12 protein-coding genes are annotated in these 20411 nt (G+C 50.8%); 6 read left to right on the top strand and 6 right to left on the bottom strand.

Translation table 11 applies throughout. The annotated features are described in order from the left end of the window. The first annotated feature begins 113 nt into the window (after nt 1-113). Nucleotides 114-983 carry a helix-turn-helix transcriptional regulator gene (locus BM200_RS00870; RefSeq protein ID WP_091180254.1) on the top strand — a complete coding sequence of 290 codons (870 nt, stop codon included), beginning with the start codon at nt 114-116 and terminating at the stop codon, nt 981-983. Between the two features lie 19 nt (nt 984-1002). On the opposite strand, the gene BM200_RS00865 is transcribed toward BM200_RS00870, so the two are convergent. Then, the gene (locus tag BM200_RS00865; RefSeq protein WP_091180252.1) at nt 1003-1878 is read right to left on the bottom strand and encodes an AraC family transcriptional regulator; all 876 of its coding nucleotides are present in this window, start codon (nt 1876-1878) and stop codon (nt 1003-1005) included. Between the two features lie 117 nt (nt 1879-1995). Here BM200_RS00865 and BM200_RS00860 point away from each other — a divergent pair, with 117 nt between their 5' ends. The 4 genes from BM200_RS00860 to BM200_RS00845 are packed head-to-tail and all read left to right on the top strand — an operon-like array spanning nt 1996 to nt 8776. Continuing rightward, a complete protein-coding gene (locus BM200_RS00860; RefSeq protein ID WP_091180250.1) occupies nt 1996-3135 on the top strand; it encodes a glycoside hydrolase family 88 protein in 1140 nt (379 codons plus the stop codon). 3 nt (nt 3136-3138) lie between these two features. Then, entirely contained in the window at nt 3139-3783 is a 645-nt protein-coding gene (locus BM200_RS00855) for a hypothetical protein (RefSeq protein WP_091180248.1), read from the top strand. Between the two features lie 31 nt (nt 3784-3814). Then, nucleotides 3815-7795: a glycoside hydrolase family 2 protein gene (locus tag BM200_RS00850; protein ID WP_091180246.1), complete on the top strand. Its 3981-nt coding sequence runs from the start codon at nt 3815-3817 to the stop codon at nt 7793-7795. Between the two features lie 24 nt (nt 7796-7819). Next, nucleotides 7820-8776 (top strand): alginate lyase family protein, encoded by a 957-nt coding sequence (locus tag BM200_RS00845; RefSeq protein ID WP_175532692.1) that lies wholly within the window; start codon nt 7820-7822, stop codon nt 8774-8776. A gap of 115 nt (nt 8777-8891) precedes the next feature. On the opposite strand, the gene BM200_RS00840 is transcribed toward BM200_RS00845, so the two are convergent. The 5 genes from BM200_RS00840 to BM200_RS00820 form a co-directional block, all read right to left on the bottom strand. Beyond that, on the bottom strand, nt 8892-9473 hold the full coding sequence (locus BM200_RS00840) for a hypothetical protein (RefSeq protein WP_091180240.1): 582 nt from the start codon (nt 9471-9473) through the stop codon (nt 8892-8894). Nucleotides 9474-9656: 183 nt separating this feature from the next. Continuing rightward, entirely contained in the window at nt 9657-14204 is a 4548-nt protein-coding gene (locus BM200_RS00835) for an Ig-like domain-containing protein (RefSeq protein ID WP_091180238.1), read from the bottom strand. Nucleotides 14205-14265: 61 nt separating this feature from the next. Next, nucleotides 14266-15135 carry a carbohydrate ABC transporter permease gene (locus tag BM200_RS00830; RefSeq protein WP_091180235.1) on the bottom strand — a complete coding sequence of 290 codons (870 nt, stop codon included), beginning with the start codon at nt 15133-15135 and terminating at the stop codon, nt 14266-14268. Between the two features lie 19 nt (nt 15136-15154). Continuing rightward, nucleotides 15155-16054: an ABC transporter permease gene (locus BM200_RS00825; protein ID WP_091180232.1), complete on the bottom strand. Its 900-nt coding sequence runs from the start codon at nt 16052-16054 to the stop codon at nt 15155-15157. A 74-nt stretch (nt 16055-16128) separates the two neighbouring features. Next, on the bottom strand, nt 16129-17736 hold the full coding sequence (locus tag BM200_RS00820; RefSeq protein WP_091180230.1) for a type 2 periplasmic-binding domain-containing protein: 1608 nt from the start codon (nt 17734-17736) through the stop codon (nt 16129-16131). 307 nt (nt 17737-18043) lie between these two features. On the opposite strand from BM200_RS00820, the gene BM200_RS00815 reads away from it, so the two are divergent. Then, nucleotides 18044-20356, top strand: a complete 2313-nt coding sequence (locus BM200_RS00815; protein ID WP_091180227.1) for a helix-turn-helix domain-containing protein — start codon at nt 18044-18046, stop codon at nt 20354-20356. Nucleotides 20357-20411 lie beyond the last annotated feature (55 nt).

The raw sequence follows: 20411 nt of genomic DNA, 5'->3' as shown, positions 1-20411 counted from the left end.
ACCGGACAGGTTCATTAACGACTTTTTATAGCACATTTTCTACCTTCTGGATAGCAGCCATGCTACAATCGGGTAAGCGATTACAACAGTACCGTGCAAAGGAGACCTTGGCCATGCATTGTCTTGAACTGATTATCCCTCCGCTGCCGCAGCTGCTCACAATTGGTCACTCCTGCTGGACACCGGGACAACAGCATGTTGCAAGGTCGTTTAACGTGTATGACATGCTCTTTGTCCTGAAAGGGACCTTATATATGACAGAGGATGATGTGCCTTACGAAATCAAAGAAGGCTGCATGCTTGTGCTGGAGCCAAACCGCATGCATATCGGTCATCGCCCCTGCGAGGAAGTAACCGAAATCTATTGGATCCATTTTGCCCACCAGGCTCCTGTCCGGGCGGTCGACAGCGGTCAGATTTCATGGTCTATTCCTTTTACCAAAGGGACCAATGACGATCTTACTCCCCATCAGCAGATGATGTATATTCCGAAGTTTACGAGTATCCATATCCCGGACATCCTTCCGTACCTGCAGCAGATGCTGGAGCTGCATCATGCCTTATCGCCTGCAAGCTCGTTACTGCTGCAGTCGCAGCTGGCAAGTCTGTTCGTTGAGCTGCAAACGGCCGTGCGCAACCAATATGCTCCCCGCTCCAGACTGCTGAGCGATCAAGCAATCGCTTATCTAGAGCAGCATATGACCCGCCCGTTTGACGCGAAGCATATGGAGCAGACGCTGCATTTCCATTTCGACTATCTCGCCAGGTGTCTGAAAAAATATACAGGGATGAGTCCACTTCAATATTTGCACGATCTGCAGATCAGAAGGGCCAAATCGCTGCTTGAGCGTACAGCCTTATCCGTAGCAGAAATCGGCCAGCACGTGGGAATCGAGAACACGAACTATTTCATACGGCTATTCCGCAAGCAATCGGGAGTCACTCCGGGGCAATACCGGTCCGGCAGAATGGGCAGGGTTTAACCATGCCGGCAGGGACAAGCTATTTAGCGGTATGACGCAGCGCCGACCGGTAGTCCAGCGGCGTCATGCTTTTATGTTTTTTGAACAGCTTGCAGAAATAAGGGGCACTTAAACGGCCAACCTCCCGAGCGATCTGCTGCACCGACAGATCAGAGCTCCCGAGCAGCACGCAAGCTTCGCGAATTCTTCTGACCGTGACATAATCCGTCAGCGATACCCCGGTGTATTGTTTGAACAAGTGGGACACGTAGTAAGGAGAAAGATGAAGCTCTTCCGCTAACACATCCAAATGGAAGCGCTGCCTGTAAGATTGCTCGATCCAATCCATAATCGCTTCAATGTGGGCGGTTTTTTTGACCGACCAGTCCTCCGAAGGAAGCTCCGCATGCGTAATAACGGACAGCTGAAGATAACGAAGCAAGGTTATCAGCAATAATACACGTGCCTCCTCCTGCTCCTCCCCGGTCTCCCTGACCGCCCATGCATGGCACTCCATGATAGCCGCGAATTGCTTTTCCTCGAATGCGAATTTCGGTGCGGGCATTGTCCCTCTGGACAGAAAACGGAGAAAGGCCTGCAGCTTGGGATGCGGCACCAGATAGGGCTCCAGGAAGCGCGGGTCAAAAGTCAGATTGGTCCTGATATACCGGGTATCCTTCCGGCCCGGAATCTCCAGCTTGTGCAGCTGATAAGGCTGGAAGCAGAACAACGATCCGCCCTCAAGCTTGTAGCTGCTGCCATCCACCTCCACCACTCCTTCGCCTTCATGGATAAAGAGCAATTCCACACCTTGATGCGCGTGAAACTTCAGAAAATGATCCTCCGTCCACTCATCCCGGAAGGCAAGAAAAAAGCTGCTTTGCCCCGGATCCATATGCTCGATATGAGACGCCAATTCGACCGCTCCCCCAAGATATAATCGCAATTTAGTTATATTTTAGCACAACCGGGAATAATCCGTCCGGCTATATAATGGAGGCAGAAATGACAATATGGACTGGAGGATGCCGACATGTGGGCTCAAGCCATCGAAGACGCTCTGATCGTAGTAGCAAATAATATCAAACGATTTGAAAACCAGTTCCCTCTCACCAGCACCCAAGGAAACCGAATCTATCGGCTGACTCCGGGCAATGACTGGACCGAAGGCTTCTGGACCGGAATGCTGTGGCTGTCTTATGAATACAGCAAGGATGACAGGTACCGGGATGCCGCCATTAAAACCGTGGACAGCTTCCGCGAGCGCCTGATGAACCGGGTGAATCTCGATCATCACGACATTGGCTTTCTTTATTCCCTCTCTACCAAGGCCCAATGGATATTGGAACAAGACGATACATCCCGGTTGAATACGCTGCAGGCCGCAGACATACTGTTGGAGAGATGGCGCGAGATTCCCGGGATGCTGCAGGCTTGGGGTCCCAAGGACGATCCGCAGAACGGCGGAAGAATCATTATTGATTGCCTGATGAACCTGCCCTTGCTCCACTGGGCTTATCAGCAAACCGGAGAAGAACGATACCGTCAAGCAGCCGAGCAGCAAACGGCACTCAGCCGACGGTTCCTTGTCCGCGGAGATGATTCCTCCTACCATACCTTTTATTTCGATTTAGAGACTGGTGACTCTATCCGCGGCGGCACCCATCAAGGCAGTCGGGACGGTTCTACTTGGACCAGAGGGCAGGCGTGGGGAATCTATGGATTTGCATTGGCTTATCGATATATGCAGCAGCCCGAGCTGATGGAGACGTCCAAACGATTGGCGCGCTATTTTGTGGATCGGCTCCCTGATGACGGTGTCGTGTATTGGGATTTCGACGTGCCTCAAGTGCCGGAGACGAAGCGGGACAGCTCCGCTGCAGCCATCGCCGCTTCAGGAATGCTCGAGCTTGCCTCTCTGCTTCCGGAGGAAGATAACGACCGGGAATGGCTGACAAGCGCCGCCAGGAGAATCGCTGCTTCCCTTGTCGCGAACTATTCCACCGCTGGAGAGACCGATGCTCAAGGTCTGATTAACCGGGGCTCCTATGCGGTCAGGCTTGATATTTCGCCCGATGATTATGTCATCTGGGGAGATTATTTCTATCTGGAAGCCTTGATGAGAATGGAACGCGGAGTGCCGGGTTATTGGTACGAGCGGCAAGGGAGGTAGCTTATGCAGCGTTATCACTATCTTGCGCAATGCCGTAAAGGGTTAGCTCCGGAGGTCTATTTCCGCGATGATCGATTTATGTCCGGCCTTAAGGCTCAGATGAAGGAAGCAGGCGCTCAGAATCTTAGTCTATTTTACTGGGATTCTCTGCTGTTTCTCTATTACGAAAGCCCGGCAAAAGGAATAGATCCCCACTCTCTCTTTCAGCGCTGCGAGGCCGGTCTTGAGACTTGGCCCGGTGCGGACATTCCGAGGAACTGGGTACCGATGATGGACATTTTCCATTACCAGCAGCCAGTCAGCGAAGAGCCTTGGCGCCGGGACAACCATACGGCAAAGCCTTTTGCCCGAATTGCCCGGCTGAAGCCGGAGCAAGTGGCCAGCTATATCTTTTACCATTATCAATATCAGGAAGAACGTCCCGGTGACGGGGATAAATACGGGATAATCGCCCTTCACGAAAATCTCATATTCTTCTATTCCGAACATCCGGCGACTATGGAGTCTCCGTCCTACAAGGGCAAGCTCTCCACCGCACACACGCCAGCTGACTGGATGGCCGCCATGAATCCCCACTTCATCATGTGGGACGAAGAGACAGACAATTCCCTGATATGGCTGGAAATCCCTCTGCTGTTCCAGGCTTGAGGACAACGGCTTAGGATGAGGAGCATGCACAATGAGAACAACGTATAGTTTAAATGGCGATTGGGATTTTATGCCCCTGTTTGAGAATGAATCGGGGTTTGACCTTCCAGCGGATATAGTCTATGAAGAACAGAAAGTTCAGGTACCCTCCAGCTGGAGGAGCTCCTACATGCGTGCATCGGGCAAAAGCTTTGGAGAAATACCCGAGCACGGGTATTCCCCTTATGATTTATATGGTTACCCGAAGGAATGGTCAAGGGCGGATGCGGGAGTGCTCCACCGGGTGTTCCGGGTGCCGGCTGCTATGACAGAACAGGAATCGCGCATCTTCCTGAGGTTTGACGGCATTATGCAGAAGGCCGCCATTTACTTGGACCATCATCAAATTGCTGTTTGGCAGGATGGCTATTTGCCGCTTCGGGTAGAGGTGACCGAACGGGTGAAAGCCGGAGCCGCGCATCATCTTCATGTCGTCTGCGGCAGTTTCGAGAAAGTCACGCTGTCTTCCGGCCAATCGAAAATAACCGGCCTTGCCGGCTCTTGGTTCGGCGCCCTTGCCAGAGGCATATGGCAGGATGTTTATCTGGAAAGCAAGCCGGTTGTTTCGCTGTCAGATGTTACAATTCGCACGTCAGTCCGGGAAGGCCGGCTGGATGTACATGCGGAGATCAGCCTTCCGGCCATGATGGCGGAGAAAACAGGAACCTTTAAGATTAGGCTGTTTGTCCGGGAGAGCGGCTTGTTGTCGCCTGTTTTGTCTGCGGAAGCCCCTGCTGGAGGATGGATTCAAAATAGGGAGTCGAGTCAGATCCATTTCCGTCTTCCGTGGGAAGACGCCAAGCTGTGGAATCCGGATCATCCCTTCCTCTATACGCTGGAGCTCGTGCTTATGGACGGTGAGCAAAGACTGGACCGGCTGGAGGAACGTTTCGGCTTCAGGGAAATAAGCACCGATGGACCACGCTTCTTTCTCAACGGTACTCCCCTTAACCTGCGCGGCGATTCCTGGCATTTTCAAGGCGGGATTCAGCAAACAAAGGAGTATGTGAGGAACTGGTACCGGATGTGCAAAGAAGCCGGAGTCAACTGCATCCGCCTTCACGCTGAGCCGCATCCCGTCTACTATCTGGATATTGCCGATGAAGAAGGGATGCTGCTCGTTGATGAAACCGCTATCTACGGCTCCAGTAAATCGATGATGGCGGATCATCCCGAGTTCATCGCGAATTGCAAGGATCATATTCGCAGACTGGTAGAACGTGACAAGAATCATCCTTCTCTCATCATGTGGAGCCTGCAGAACGAAATGCGCTGGGTGGATGGGCGCGACGGATACAAGCAGCATATCCCGTCTATGATGACGCTTATTCGCGAGCTTGATCCTACCCGCCCGATTATACTTGAAGGCGATAACCGCCTTCTCGCAAGAGAACTTACCGAGGTGGAAAGCCGGCACTATAACATTGACGGAACCATCGACGGATGGGATCGCAAGGTCCCTCTCGTATTTGGCGAGCATGGCGGCTGGTGGTATATTTGCCCTCAGAACAGCAGCATGTATGTCGGGCATCTTGCGTACCGGGATACGGATGAATGCACGAAGGGACTAGCGGAGAAGGAGCGTTTGTTCATTGAATACGCAAGGCGCCAAGAGGTATCCGGCTTGTCCACCTTCAACTTCGCCCATTATTTCATGCGAGCCATGCCTGAGCGAGACATACCGCTTCAGCGGGACGAACGGGGTACAACGGAGCCGCGGCTAAAGATGATTCCGCGGTATTCCCTGACCTTAAACAACGGTCTGCTTCCGAAGGAATATCCGTCGTACCGGAAAAACCCGTCGTTCGACATGCTTGCAGCTGCCTTCAAGCCCGCTACGATCATTCCAGCCGATTATAACCGCTCTTTCTTTGATCATGAGCCGATTATCAGAAGCTTCGACGTCTATAACGATACGTTATATACACACCAGACCCGATTGGTTTGCGAGGTACGGCAAGCCGGTCGTCTTATTCATGCAGAGACACAGGAGTTTGTCCAACGGCCGGCTGAGCGGATAACGGCAACCCTTACGTGGAAGCCGGAGCCTGCAGACGAGGTTTCCCCTCTTCACTTTCATGCGGAATTGCTGCATGATAACGTGCCGGTGCATGAACTGAATCTGGGCTTCAAGCTGTATCCTTCCCGCTACTTGACCGAGCCGATAGCCCTCAAGAGACCTGTCGTTTATACCGGCGGCGAGCAGGACTACCGCATTATCAACGCACTGCTTCCGGCATGCGAACGGACCTCTCCCGGACAGATCGGACAGTTGACCCCCGAACATCTGCTGGTGGTTGGCAGCAAGCTGGAGGATCCGGATGGTCAGCTTGAAGGAGACCTTAACCGTTATGTCGACCACGGCGGCCGGGTACTGCTGCTGGAGCAGCTCCATCTGTCCTTTGGTCAATTAGCGGTCTCACGGCAAGACTTCATGAGAGCCCATACCGGCAATTATGATCATCCTGTCCTTCAAGGCCTCGATAACGATGATTTGAGGTTCTGGCACGAAGAACTGCGTGAGGATGGGCCGCTCCCGATTATGCAGGCTGCCTTCGAGAAGCCCGTCAAAGGCAATATCTCTATGATTTTGGAATGCAGCGCCGGTGATTTTGGCGACGGCGGGGATTTGTGGTCGCCGCTTTTGGAATACCGGAGCAAGAACGGTCTCTTTATTGCCAATCAGCTGGAGCTGATGGATAACTTCCATCGCGTGCCGCAGGCTTGTCTTCTGCTTCGTAATTTGCTTGCTTATGCAGGAAGTGTGGAGACAGTAGCAGCCGTCCGTACCGGTGTATTGGCAGTGCCGGGAGGAAAGGCGGAAGCTTTCTTTCATTCCATTGGCCTTGCGTTCGACCTGCTTGAGGATCTATTAAGCCTACAGCTTGACGAATATGGCTTGATTGTGGCTGAGCCCTCTCTGCTTGCAGATCACTCATCGGTTATAGCATTACAGAGATTTGCAGAAAAAGGCGGCAGGCTTGTTATCCTTCCTTCAACAGTCGGGCATGAGTCTGCCTTAACTACACTGGTTGGGCTCCCTGTCACTATTCGGGAGCAAGAAACCTATCACCTGGAAGCGGATTACTCCATGCCGGCAGTCCAAGGCTTTAGTCCGGTAGATTTGTTTGGCTACGACAAGGTTTTTCTGTCTCTCCGGGATGTTGTCAACCGCCCGCTTGGCACACACAGCCTGTCGGTAGACGGCGCGGCCGCCTTATGCACAAGCGTGGAAGGAACGGCATGGTACGATTATTTTATCGGGCAGCATACGGATGAATATAGCAGAATGGCTCTGGTAGAATTGAATCGGGATAAAGTAAAGCCCGCAGAATGCTACGTCCTTCAGACACAAGCAGGACAAGGGCTTTGCGTATTCTCCCAATTGCTTATGGAGACGGAAAGCGACAAGTCTATCCGGTTGTATACGAGATTGCTGGCTAATCTGGGTGCTGCATTCGATGACGGACTGCTGTCTTCCCGCAAAGGCGACAATCAGTGGGCAGTAGAGAAGATTATGGCCATGCCATGCCGTCCCTACGTCGATTACGAAGCTATGAAAGCCTATTATATAGATCCTGAATTCTCTCTGAACAACCTGGGGGAAGGACTATACGGCTGGATGCAGAAGAAGGAACGCAGCAGCAAGGATGGAGCCTTCCGTATTCCGAATCCGAACGGAGAGCGATGGTTCCTCAGCTGTTTTGTCTATTTGCTGGATCCTGCATATGAAGAAAAGCATGGCAAGCTCCTTGTAACAACAAACAGCTCTTATGAGATCTATCTGAATGGCGCTCATGTGCCTGATCCGGAGGAAAAGATTATACTGAAGGCCGGAATAAACCGTCTGATTGCCATCGTGGATGACATGGAGAAAGATATTCGGTTCGGTATGGTATTCAGAAACTCGGATGGAACCTATATGAGGCATCTCAAATACAGCTTAACGCTTGATGAAGTTGAGCCCAAATAGATGGCAGGAAAGGAAGCGCCTCTTATGAATCACGCAGCGGTTAGAGACGAACTTCTTCGCATGGCAAAGGATAGCCTGACCATCAGCTGTCATGCCGTTCCCGTATGGCATATTCCCGGCTTCTATTTTGATACGGACAGCCACTTGGCGGCCAAAAGGCTTATGGAAACGGATGTTCAAGCTGCTTACACGACGGCGCTGGCTTATCGGCTTACAGGCAACACGGTCTTTGCGGACAAAGCGATGGAGCTGATTCAGGGCTGGGCTGCGGTCAACCGGGAAATCACCGACAAGGACGGCCCGCTTGTGTCCGCCTATTTGGGAGCAGGCCTCCTTCAAGCCGCGGAGTGGATCAAAACTTATCCAGGCTGGCAAAGAGCGGAGCAAGAGCAGTTTGTCCAATGGACAACACTGGTTCTCTTGCCGGAGTGGGACCAAATCCCGCTCCGGAACAACTGGTGGAGCTGGAGCTTGTATGCCCAATTATTGCTGTACCGCTTCATGGGTGATACAACCGCCTTTGCCGAAGAAGCCGCAAATCTGAAAGAGCATATCGACTCTTCCCTTTCTCTCACCGGATTTATCCCGGAAGAAACGACGAGAGGAACCAATGCGATCTGGTACCATTATTTCGCGCTTGCTCCGCTTACGGCTGCTGCCAAGCAAATCCTGGACGTTACCGGCGAAGACTTGTTTCGTTGGATCTCTCCAGGAGGGAAAAGCATTAAGCAGGCGCTTGATACCTTATTTTATTATGCCGACGGCCGGGCGGAGGAATGGCCCTATGAACAAGGCCAGAACTTCCCCTCCCCGCTCACGCCTCGCTCTTGGCCTCTTGATTTGTACGAAGCGATGTCCCGGGTTTACGAGGATCCTGAATATGATCGATTCGTCTCCTCCTATCGCCCGATCATCGGCAACATGAACCGAAACAGCGGTTATTTTCAGTCCTACGCCTGGGTCTTTCCGGAGCTGCTATGAACTAGATAGACGAAGGGCCTTGCCATAAGTCATTTAAAAATGACAATGGAACGGCCTTTTTGTTTATACTACAGAAACATTTGAATTGTTCCGTTTGTGTAACATGGTAATTTGTTTATTTGATTCTCTCTAAAGCTTTTTCCATTTGTTCTTCATTTTCAACTACAGTATCACTGTCTATAGCATCGACACTTTGGTAGGTATATTTTGTGTTTTGTAGGATATTGAAAGCAAATGTATGGATCGGCTGATTCTCTTGATCTTTATAATGCTCACAAACAACTGTTGCGATAAATGTGTTTTGCAGCATATTTTCATGGTTCTTTATATCCCTTAAATACTCTCTCGCTTCAAATTCATCTACAAGATATTTTTCATAATCTTTGAGCTCATTCTCATTTTCCACCCTATAGGATTGAGCAAGAGCTGACACTTCATCGAATTTTTCTGTTTCTTTGACGTTCTTGTTTGCAATCTCCATAACTTGTTTTACCCAGTCTGCGTCTATTGCTGTGACTGTGACTGTCTGCGTAAGAGCATCTTCAGTACTATCTGTATAAGATGATATAACAGTGATAACAAGAAATGCGGCTGATAAGATAAACCAAAGCTTGAATTGCTTAGTCCTCCTACGAACTCCCCCGACTAAACCAATGACAAAAATAACAAAAAAAGCCAATAAACAGAATAAGACCATCTAGCGTGTTTCTCCCCTTGAAAGCTTTAATAATCGTGTTTAATTAAATGACATTAATAAATTCTATAGTCATGCACCACCCTCCTTCTACTTCATTGAGTATAGAAGTATAGAAGAACAATAGCGGTGCAGGGGTGAACTTCCCTACACCGCTATTTTAGATAGCCCTATTTTATATCAGCATCAAGCCAAACCTTCCGACTCCCCCCCTTGCAAAATGACATTAGCGTTCCGCAAAAGATAATCTGCGGCTTCGGCCTGAATATGTTTACCGCTTTGAGCCTCAACATGATGAATAAACGCTTCCAGATTCCCATTGTCCAGCTTCTGAATCAGACCGTTAGCGATCCCTTCGTTATCAATCCGGTTCATCTCGCGGAACTCGATGACAAGCTGCTTTAATGTGCTTACATCGGTATATGTCGTGAAGGTTACGGTGCTTTCACGAGTATTGCCCGCCAAGTCACTTACGGATAAAGTGAAAGTATGTGTGCCCGGAGCCAGCGTATACAGAGGAATGGCCGCACCAGGCTGTACCGGCTGACCATCCAGCATTGCGACCGTCTTCCCGGCATCCACTCCGGAGACCTCGTCAGTGACCGACCAGTTGAGATTGAGAGTGTCCGTCCCCGCATATGCCCTCTCGGATGGTTCCGTAATAGAGTACTCAGGTGCAGTCGTATCCAGCTTGAAGGTTAGGGCCTTATCGTCTTCTCTATTCCCCGCTGCATCAACCGAATGATAGAGCACGGAATACATGCCATCTTCGTTGAACGTCAGTTTACCGTCATAAGGCAGCCATGTCTCTCCGTCATCCAAGCTATATTTGGTGCCCGTTACGCCAGTTCCTGTATCCACGGCATGAAGTTCAACCGTTACGGGAAGGGTGTGCCATTCTCCCGTGCCGTCAGATTGTACGGGAGCAGCCACGGCAGATGTTACGGGAGCCGTTCGATCAATCATCGTAAACTTGATGTCATCGAACCAGAACTCACTGAAGCCGCCTACATAGAAGCCTACCGTTCCCGACGCATGATGATTAGAGTCGGTACCGTCCAGTCTTAATTCGCCGTTGACGTAGACTCGAATGGTCGCGCCATCAACCAGAACACGAATGTTGTACTCCGTATTAGGCTGCAGATCTTGATTGGCAAAGCTTTTCGTTTGCAGCACGGTCCAATTCGGATTGTACAAAATCCATTGTGATGTGCCATCCGCCAATTTCCGGTATCCGATCTTGCCTGATGTGCCGGAAGCGGAACGGTCATAAATGTAGAAGGTGCCCTGAGCCGGCATCTCGGCAGGCGTTCGCAGCTTGAAGGTTAAATCATAGTCGGTAAATACCTTCGGATGAAGGGCAGAAGCTCCGGTTACTACTCGGTACATCTTATTCCCATCCACGGTTACGATGCTTCGGTTCGGATCAACCGGCCAGCTGTTTGCTCCTGAATCGAAATCCGTATATAGAAGGACATCTGATACCACAATGCGGACGGAAGCCGAAGCTGCCGGATTGGCAACCGAGGTGACCGTAATTGTAGTCTCGCCTTTTGCCAAGGCAGTAACCGTACCCGCTTCATCGACGGAGGCAATCTCCGGATTAGCAGAATGCCAGGCGACGGACCGGTCCACTGCATCCGAGGGATCGAATTGAACCTGCAGCTGCTGCTGTTCGCCTATAACCATGTTTGCACTGCTCTTATCCAGCAGCAACCCGGCGACATCTGTCGTTGGTACTTTGAACTGAATATCGTCAAACAACAGATAGTCGAAGCCGCCGGCATAAAACCCGACTTTCCCGGAAGGATGATAGGTCGGATCGGTGGCCTTCAGCTTAAGCCGGCCATCGGCATATACGCTGATCTCCTGCCCTTTGACAATAATCTTCATGTTATAGACGGTATCGGGCATCAGATCCTGGGATGCCAGCGTATTTTGCTTAATCGTAGCCCAAGAGGCATTATACAAAATCCAGGAGGAGGTTCCGTCCGCGAACTTCCGGTATCCGATCCGCCCTCCGCTGCCACTTGTATTCAACCTGTCGAATACGTAAAAGGTAGCCAGCTCCGGAATAACAGGCGGCGTCTTCAGCTTAAATGTAAGCTCGTAATTGCTGAAGTCGTTATCGTTCAGCGCCGTTGCACCTTTGAGCAGCTTATACATGTGATTGCCTCCGCCCGTCTCTACGATGCTCCGGTTCGGATCGGTGGGCCAGCTGTTCCTGCCATTCTCGAAATTCGTATCATCCATAATGCCGTCACCGACCTCAACCGTCACCTGAACCTCGTCCTTGAGGAGCGGATTGTCTGCGGATACGGCTGTGATGACTGCGCTGCCCAAATTCACTCCCTTTAGCTTTCCGTCCGCATCCACCTTCACAACAGAGGGATCGCTGGAAGTATACACAAGTGCAGCATTGGTTGCGTTCCATGGAAGGACCGCCGAATACAAGGCATACGATTTGCCAATCCCGATCGTAAGGCTGTCATCATACAGCTCGACGCCTTCGACAGGAATAACGTCAGGAGCAAGGTATGGTCCGGCTTTGTCCATCAGTCCCATCTCGCTGAAAGGGATGGCTTGAAAACCCGGGATTTGCTGGAACACCTCCGCGTCAGCCTTCAGATTCAAATCCCCGCCCGCCAGGTTCACAAATCCCGGATCCCCGTTCGTGACCCAGTTGTTCGCATACTGAACCAGATTAAGCTTGTCGTAAGCCCCGTTGGCATTTGTTGTGCTGCTTCTTGTCTTAGTTGGATTATAGATGACATTGTTCTTGAAGGTATTGGTGTCCGGATAATAACGGTTCTCCGTGAAGAAGTCCGCCAGCTCCGGATATTTCGTCAAATGCGGCATATCAACGAAAATATTGTATTTGTCGAATAGAGCATGCCACGGAGCCATGTAGTTTTTAGAAATTTGCTGGTCCGGCCCGTCGCCCAGATACATATCCGAATATTCATAAGGAACCTTGGCGTCGATAAACAGATTATTGCTCGTGCGGATATGAGCGCCGCCATTATTCAGAATGGCGGAATTGCCCATCCGGTAAAAAATATTTTCTTCAATCGTAAGCCCCATCGTAAAGTTGTCCGGGTAGACACCCTGTACGCCGGCTTTGCCTTCCCCGATATGATGGAAATAGTTTCTCCTTATCACCGTTCCCCGCTCCTGAGGGGATGCGCCCAAGTTCATATAGATGGCGCCAAGATCCGAGAACGTTTTGCAGACATCATAAATGTTGTTATATTCGACAACGTGATCGTTGCCAAAGATAAGAACACCCGGGTGAGGAGCGTCATGAATCTCGTTATGGGATATGCGGTTGCCCGCCCCGGTCAGGATTACAGCAGGATTATAAGCTTTATGATAATAGGCAAAATCATGGATATGGCTGCTCTCCACCACGTTATTCCCCGGCTCCAGCGTCAGCCTGTCGCCTCCGTTCAGAATAACTCCCGTTCCTCCTACATGGTGGATATGGGTGCTGATGACGGCATGATTCACCCCGGAAGCCTTGGCAAAGTCATCATACAGCCAACGGCTTTGCGTATTAATCCGCACTCCTCCTTCGGTAAAGTTGCGAATCTCGCAATGCACCAGCCGGACATGATCACCGCCCATAATGACCGCCGCTGAATCACGGCCGTTCTCCATGATCAAGTCCTCGAAGGTCACATAAGACGCATTAACCGTATTGATCATAGGAGTCTTCAGCATCGTTACGGTAACCTCAGGGTCTTCTTTCTTTTGAAAAGCAGCTGTCGGCAAGAAGTACAGAATGCCTTGACTGCGGTCCATATAGTACTCCCCTGGCATATCGATCTCTTCCAACAGGTTTTGGGCAAAATGAAAGTCCGGGTACCAGTTTTTGAACAAGCCGCTCATTTCCCCGTAAGCTAAAGTGATCGTCTTGTTCACGGTGTCGATGGAAGCGACTTTGTTATAGGACCATTCCCAGCTATAACCGAAAATCCCATCCAGCCAAATATCATCCGCCTGCGCCCATAACTCCGGCCGTTCATAAGTGTAGGTGAAGGTGCCGCCTCGGGTCTGCAGGTCGGCATCCTTGCGGGTTGGGCCAGGATCAACAATATCGCCCATCTGGACCGTTCCGTTGTTAGGCCATCTGGCCAAGGTCATGCCTTCGCCTTCGATATAGAGCTCCATAGGAGGTGTCTGGCTTACATCGTTCGCTTTGTAATAGCCATGACGGCTCATAACGCCATAATCGGCAATGCCATGCGCCGCGAGGTCTACCTGCACAACCTTTGTTCTCGCATCCGTGCTGATGATCCGGTTCAAGACCGCCTCGTCCGTTACAGGCTCAAACCAGCTCTTCTCCAGGTTCAAGCCGCCGCTCAGCCGGACGGATTCCCCCGGATAGGCCTTATAGGTAATCGGTTTGTCTGCCGTGCCTGAGTCCTGCTCCTCGAGCAGAAAGCTTCCGGTCCGGTTGTATGTTCCTCCTCGCAGATAGACGGTAACACCGCCATCAGGCAGCCCCGGGCTTTGCTTCAGCTGTCGGATGGCGTCTCTCGCCTTCTCCAGGGTAAGAAAGGGAGCCTCCTCCGACCCGGAATTGGAATCGCTTCCATTTGGTGATACGTAAAAGACAGTGCCGGAACTTTGGCTGGAACTTTCGGATTCCGCCGCCTGCACTCCCCCCGCCGGCATACCGCTCCAGATTATGGTTATAAGCCATAAAACCATCATCATTTTTCTCTTCATGCCTCATCTACTCCTCCTTATTTCTTTCAAATCGAAAGGGAACCGTCCGGTTCCCCTCACTTTAGCCTTTTACCGATCCGATCATCGTTCCTTTCTCGAAGTATTTCAGCAAGAAAGGATACACGACAAGCACAGGCAGCGTACATACGATAACGGAAGCCATCTTCAAGCTCTCCGGAGCCGGAGGCACCAGATTGGTTGCCGTCGTGAACGGATCTATCTTGTTTTCAATCAGGATTTGCCGGATAACTTGCTGCAGCACAAACTTGGACTGGTCGGTCACATAGAGCAGATTATCCATAAACGCATTGATATGATGCACCATCGACCATAACCCAATTGTCACGAGTGGCGGAATAGAGAGCGGCAGCACGATTCGGAACAAAATTCGAATATCCCTGGCACCGTCGATTCGGGCTGCTTCAATAAGGGCATCCGGAATAGACCGGAAGAAGGAAAGCATCACCAGCACCTGAAAGGCGTTAGCCGCCGTAGGAAGCACATACACCCAAAGAGAATTGAGCAAATGCAGCTCCTTCATTAATAAATAGCTCGGCACGATACCGCCATCAAAGATCATGGTGAAGAGGAGGAGCAGAATTAAAAAGCGCTTAATTGGAAAATCCGGACGCGACAGCGGATAAGCAGCGCAAACCGTAACCAATAGCGTCAGAACAGTGCCCACTACCATGCGGAACAACGTATTCGAATAGCCTGACCAGATAAACGGATAATTCAGCAGCTCCCGATAGGCGGTCCACTCGAAATCCCGCGGGATGAAATGAAATCCGCTCCGAAGAGCCTCCCCGCGTCCGCTGAACGAAACGGCAATGACGTGGATGAACGGATATACAACAATTAAGGCAAGCGATGCCAGCACGAAATAGATCATGCCGGGGGCAATACGGTCCTGCCATCTTTTGGCCTTCATAATAAGCTTCCTCCTGTTCCTACCATAATCCGCTCTCCCCCCGGCTCAGCTTCCTTACGAGCAGATTGGCGCTCAGGATTAGCAGAAGTCCGACCAGTGATTTGAACAAACCTATTGCTGCGGTGTAGCTGTATTGGAACTGCTGCAGACCAACTCTGTAGACATAAGTATCGATGACATCGCCGGTTTCGTAGGTAACCGGGTTAAGCAGATTGATAATTTGTTCGAAGTTCGCGCTTAAGAAGCCGCCCAGACTCAAAATAAACATAATCGCTATAGTAGGCATAATCGAAGGGATATTGATCTTGATCATACGCTGCCAGCGGTTCGCGCCGTCAATGATGGCAGACTCCTGCAGCTCCGGATTTATTCCCGTCAAGGCGGCAAAGTAGATGATGGAGCCCCAGCCCAAATCCTTCAGGATTGCGGATATGACAACAATAGGCCGGAAATACTCTTTCTTCCCCATATAGAAAACGGGATCTCCCCCAAACCACCCCACAATTTCAGCCAGGACGCCGGTCGTTGGCGACAGGAAGTAAATGATAAGCCCCGACATGATTACCCACGACACGAAATGGGGCAAATACATCGTCATCTGAATAAAGCGCTGGAAATACCGGGACCGCACCTCGTTAAGCAGCAGCGCGAGAATGATTGGAGCGGGGAAAGCAAAAAGAAGCAGATATAGATTCAGAAGAAGGGTGTTTTTCAGAAGACGATAAAAGTCGCTGTTTGTGAACAGCTCTTGAAAATGCTGCAGTCCCACCCAAGGACTTCCCATTATGCCGTCGACTACGCGGAAATCCTTGAAAGCAATGATTACGCCATATAGCGGACCGTATTTAAAGATAAAGAAAAACAGAAAAGCAAACAGAAATAACGAGAGAAGCTCGCCGTGCCTGCGTATGGTTTTCATGCTACACGTCCTTGCACCCTTAGCCGCCCCGCACGCAAGAACTGTAACCAGCCCTTGCGTGTCAGCGGAATCGGTTAGTTTTTGAATTGCGCCTGATACATCTCGTTGGCTTCCTTGGTTAATTCATCTCCGCCTCTCGCCTTCCATTCCGATACAAACTTATCGAAATCATCAAGTGGAATCTCGCCGCTGATGATCTGGGCGAAATACTTCTGCATCAGCGAGGTCAGATCGCTTTTGTATTTTCCGTCGGAAGGCAATACCGAGAACAGCAGGGCATCTGTCCGATTTGGAGCAGACGAATACGTCTTAATCGCTTCGTTCAGCTTCGGATTGGAATACTTCTCGCGGTACGCTTGCGTCGTAATGTTGCCAAGCGAGAAGAGACGGATTCCCTCTTGATCCCGCTGCTCCTGCTTCTCGAAGCTGGTCAGGAACTTGGTTGCTCCCGCAGCCGCTCCGCTTTCCGCAAAGTCCCAATGCGTACCTTTTACCCCAAGGCTCGTCATATTGATGGTTTCCTCGTCCGTGCTCTCTGCACGCAAGATTTCAAACAGCTTCTCCAGCTTCTCGGGTTGGTCTTTCACCTTGCTGCCGATAACGACAAAATTGCTTTTTACTCCCCAATCCCATGAGCCGTCACCACCCGGGCCCTTCGGATTTTTCGCAAACACGAGGTCTGAATCCGGATTTAAAGACTTCATCTCCGTTACGGTCCCGGAGTCCGGAAGCGCGCCTTTAGCAATTTGCTCTTCAATGACACCAATCCGGTTATTGTAGAGCTTCTTACGGTAGGAATCCTGGGTATCGGTAATAAATTCAGGGTCAATAACCCCGTCTGCATACCATTGCCGGAGCTTAGCCAAAGCTTCCTTCGTCTCCGGCATGACCGATCCGTTGACGATCTCCCCGTTTTTCTCTTGCCACATTGTTGGTTCTACGCCAAACGCTCCAAATATCGAATAAAACCCGGATGACCAGGTGGAGGTTGCTGTCCCCGTCAAGCCGTACGTATCCGGTTTGCCGTTCTTGTCCGGATCCTTCTGCGCGAATGCGTATACCGCCTGCTCGAATTCATCCAGTGTCTGCGGAACCTTCGTTATGCCGACATTATCCAGCCAATCCTTGCGCCACAGCATAGCCAGATCATAAGGCTTCAAGTCGATGAACATCGGAATCGCCCACAGCTGATCATTAAAGGTAACCGTTTGGAACAGCTTGCTGTTTTTTTCAATGTCCGCTGAGTACTCTGGCATCTTTTCTTTCAGCATGTTCGGATCGATGCTCATAAGAACACCTTGATTCTGGTACGCGGATACGTTGGCGGGATCCCCCAGCATGAAGATATCCGGAATATCGCCGGAAGCAATGCTTGCATCGGTTACCTTCACCGGCTTGATCTTTACATTAAATTTCTCTTCCAGCCATTTCTGCACCGGGGAATTCTCTACGACACCGGCAGCCTGGAAATGGATCCCCCATGTAATCTCCACCGGTTTCGAATTGGTTTCTTTTGTCTCTGTTGTTGCTCCCGAGCTTGCACTTGGACTGGCACCAGGATCTGGCGTCTTATTATTAGTCGTGTTATTTGAGTTGGAGCTGCAGCCCGCGAGTAAACCCGCCGCCACGATTGCCGCCAAAGCAGCCTTGCTTATCGTCTTGCGCCTCATATGCATTTGCAAATAAATCTCCCCCTATTGATTCGGTATAATGGACCGCATCCAGGCTCTGGCTCCCGGCCGGGTTATGGGAGCGGTTACAATATTTACGATAGACTTCTATGCCCGCAATCACAATCCTCTCTTTCCATCCTCCATTATGTTTTTGGCCATTTGAGCGGTCCGATTGCATTATGTTTTTCGCTTTTTGGTATGTTTTTCGTGCTTCCGCTGTCTGCAGGATACAACTATGATATAATCCCCGTATCAGCGCCCATGGATTTACAGGCGTTTATGTAAGCGCAACCAAGGGAACGAGGGAGTGAATCGAATGCCGGGCTCAATCAAACAAAACTCCATGTTTGTGAAGCTGCTGCTTTCCTTAACCGCTATTGCTGTGATCACCGTCGTTCTTATTGCAACGGTCACCTACTCCATTTCGGCGGACAACAGCATTCAAAATGCGATTACGTACAACGAATCCGTCTTAACCCAGCAGCAGGAGCTTATTCACAAAGAGCTGACCGCCATCAAATATAACGCTGCCGGCATGATTGCAACACAATCGTACCTTTATCAATTGAAAGGCAGCAAGTTAAGTGTCAGCTCCCTCATTGACTTAACCGGCTTTGTAGAGGAGCAGAAAAAAATCAGTCCTTACATCGATTCCATCTATTTATATTACGCTCCACTCGAGCTTGTCCTGACTTCACGCCAGGAGATTAGAACCTCCCCGATCTCAACCTTTGCAGACCGATCCTGGCTGGAGACGTGGAGCCAGCCATCGGAAAGCCGCTCGCTCTGGATTACCGGGAGGCCGGACGGCTTTGCGCCCGATCACACGACCGCCAGCTTGCTGCAAAAAATGCCGTTGATTGGTCAAGTAAATGGCGCCATTGTCATTAATTTGAAGCTGGATCTTCTGTTTGACGACTATTTGAGCCATTACCATAACAAAAAAGGCGCCACTCTTGTCTTGGGTGCAAACTCCGAGCTCTTATATTCCGATGCAGCAGCAGAAGCGTCTCTGCCGCAGCAAGTCGACCTCAGCCGGCTGAATGCCGCAAGCGGCTCCTACATTGATGATTCTGACCGGATCATCTCCTACACCACATCCGAGCTGACAGGCTGGAAATTCGTGGACATTACACAGCGCTCGTCCCTCCTGCAAGGGATGGACCGTATCAAGATCATTGTGATCACTGTTGCGGCGGCTTATCTGATAGCCGCGATTGCGATCTCCTTTTATGTGTCCAGAAGATTGTACCGGCCGCTCCAAAGCGTCATCACTTATATCGACAGCACCGCTAACGATCAGCAGGATGGAGCTATGCCGACAGGTGACGAAGCCGGCTTCATCCGTCAGAGGTTTGATCAGATGGTCCGCAGCTGGGAGACGCTGATGAAGGAGAAACGGCAGGTCGATTCTCTGCTTACCGATAACCGCACAGCCATTAAAGAAAAGTATTTAAATGACCTCATCCAGGGCGGCGGCGGAACCGGTCAGGCTGCGGATCTGCTTGGACTCCGGTTAGATTTTGACCGGTATGCCCTGTTGACTCTTGAACTGGAGGAGCCCTATCCGGTTAAAGGCACCGGCGACATCTTTCATTTTCACCTGCTGCGTTATGGTCTGATGGATGAGCTGGGAGCCGATATCGACGGAGAGGTTTTCGCGAGGGATGACAAGAGGACGGTGATGCTCTTGACCGTTCCACCTGAGGCAGACGACTTCCCGCTGGAGCATGCCAAGAAGCTGAAGCACCATGTGCTCACCCGATATGGCATGACCGTTACGATTGCTGTCAGCCGAATCTACTCAGGAGAAGAAGCGGTCCGGCTTGCCTACGAGGAAACAGTAGCTGCCTTGAATCTGAAAATATACATCGGAAAAGGCGAAATTTTGCCGTACTCCATCCTGGGGGACTGGAAGGCCGAGGAAGAGGAGGGCTATTATTATCCGTATGATCTGGAAACCAGGCTGCAGCAGGCGCTGCTTCAGACGGATAAAGAGGAATGCTTCCAAACGATCCGGCAAATTACCCGGACCGCCTTAGACAAAAAGCTGAGCAAAGCGAATATTCAGCAGTTGTTCTTCCAGCTTAGCGGCGAAGTTGTAAAGACGCTTGTCCAGACCCGCGGCGATATGGCCGCCGTATTCGGCAATCGGGCAGCATACGCCGATGCACTGGCTCGCGCCGAGACGCTTAAGGACATGGAGAGCTGTCTGCTCGAGATGTGCAGCAGAATTATCGATTACCATCGCGAGAAGCGCTCCAGGATGACGGATGTGACCCTTCAGCTGGCGAAAGATTATATGGACGCGAACTTTAATAAAAATATTTCTGTAGATACAGTCGCCGAATACGTAGAGCGCAGCTCCTCTTACTTAAGCCGCATCTTCAAAGAGTCTACGGGGATGACCATTAATGATTATCTGATCCAGCTCCGCATCAAAAGGGCTGCGGAATTACTCGGCCAGCTCCATATTTCCATTGAGGAAATCTGCCGCGAGATCGGGTACGCCAACGTCAGCTACTTCAATAAAATCTTTAAAGCCCGGACGGGACTTACTCCAGGACAATACCGGCAGCAGCATGCTGCCGAGAGGCTCCTCGCCTCTGGGAGAGAGCAAGCGGAATAATAGAAATAGGCTTTCAAGTCCGTCTCGTTAAACAGCTTCACTGCTGCTTCCATTC

The organism is Paenibacillus catalpae, from assembly GCF_900112695.1.
Taxonomy (GTDB): domain Bacteria; phylum Bacillota; class Bacilli; order Paenibacillales; family Paenibacillaceae; genus Pristimantibacillus; species Pristimantibacillus catalpae.
The sequence above is the reverse complement of the archived record's forward strand: the minus strand, read 5'-3'. Positions and strand labels throughout refer to the sequence as shown.

Coding starts and splice junctions, on each gene's coding strand:
- BM200_RS00870 (WP_091180254.1), top strand. CDS start 114: ATGCATTGTCTTGAACTGATTATCCCTCCGCTGCCGCAGCTGCTCACA.
- BM200_RS00860 (WP_091180250.1), top strand. CDS start 1,996: ATGTGGGCTCAAGCCATCGAAGACGCTCTGATCGTAGTAGCAAATAAT.
- BM200_RS00855 (WP_091180248.1), top strand. CDS start 3,139: ATGCAGCGTTATCACTATCTTGCGCAATGCCGTAAAGGGTTAGCTCCG.
- BM200_RS00850 (WP_091180246.1), top strand. CDS start 3,815: ATGAGAACAACGTATAGTTTAAATGGCGATTGGGATTTTATGCCCCTG.
- BM200_RS00845 (WP_175532692.1), top strand. CDS start 7,820: ATGAATCACGCAGCGGTTAGAGACGAACTTCTTCGCATGGCAAAGGAT.
- BM200_RS00840 (WP_091180240.1), bottom strand. CDS start 9,473: ATGGTCTTATTCTGTTTATTGGCTTTTTTTGTTATTTTTGTCATTGGT.
- BM200_RS00835 (WP_091180238.1), bottom strand. CDS start 14,204: ATGAAGAGAAAAATGATGATGGTTTTATGGCTTATAACCATAATCTGG.
- BM200_RS00830 (WP_091180235.1), bottom strand. CDS start 15,135: ATGAAGGCCAAAAGATGGCAGGACCGTATTGCCCCCGGCATGATCTAT.
- BM200_RS00825 (WP_091180232.1), bottom strand. CDS start 16,054: ATGAAAACCATACGCAGGCACGGCGAGCTTCTCTCGTTATTTCTGTTT.
- BM200_RS00815 (WP_091180227.1), top strand. CDS start 18,044: ATGCCGGGCTCAATCAAACAAAACTCCATGTTTGTGAAGCTGCTGCTT.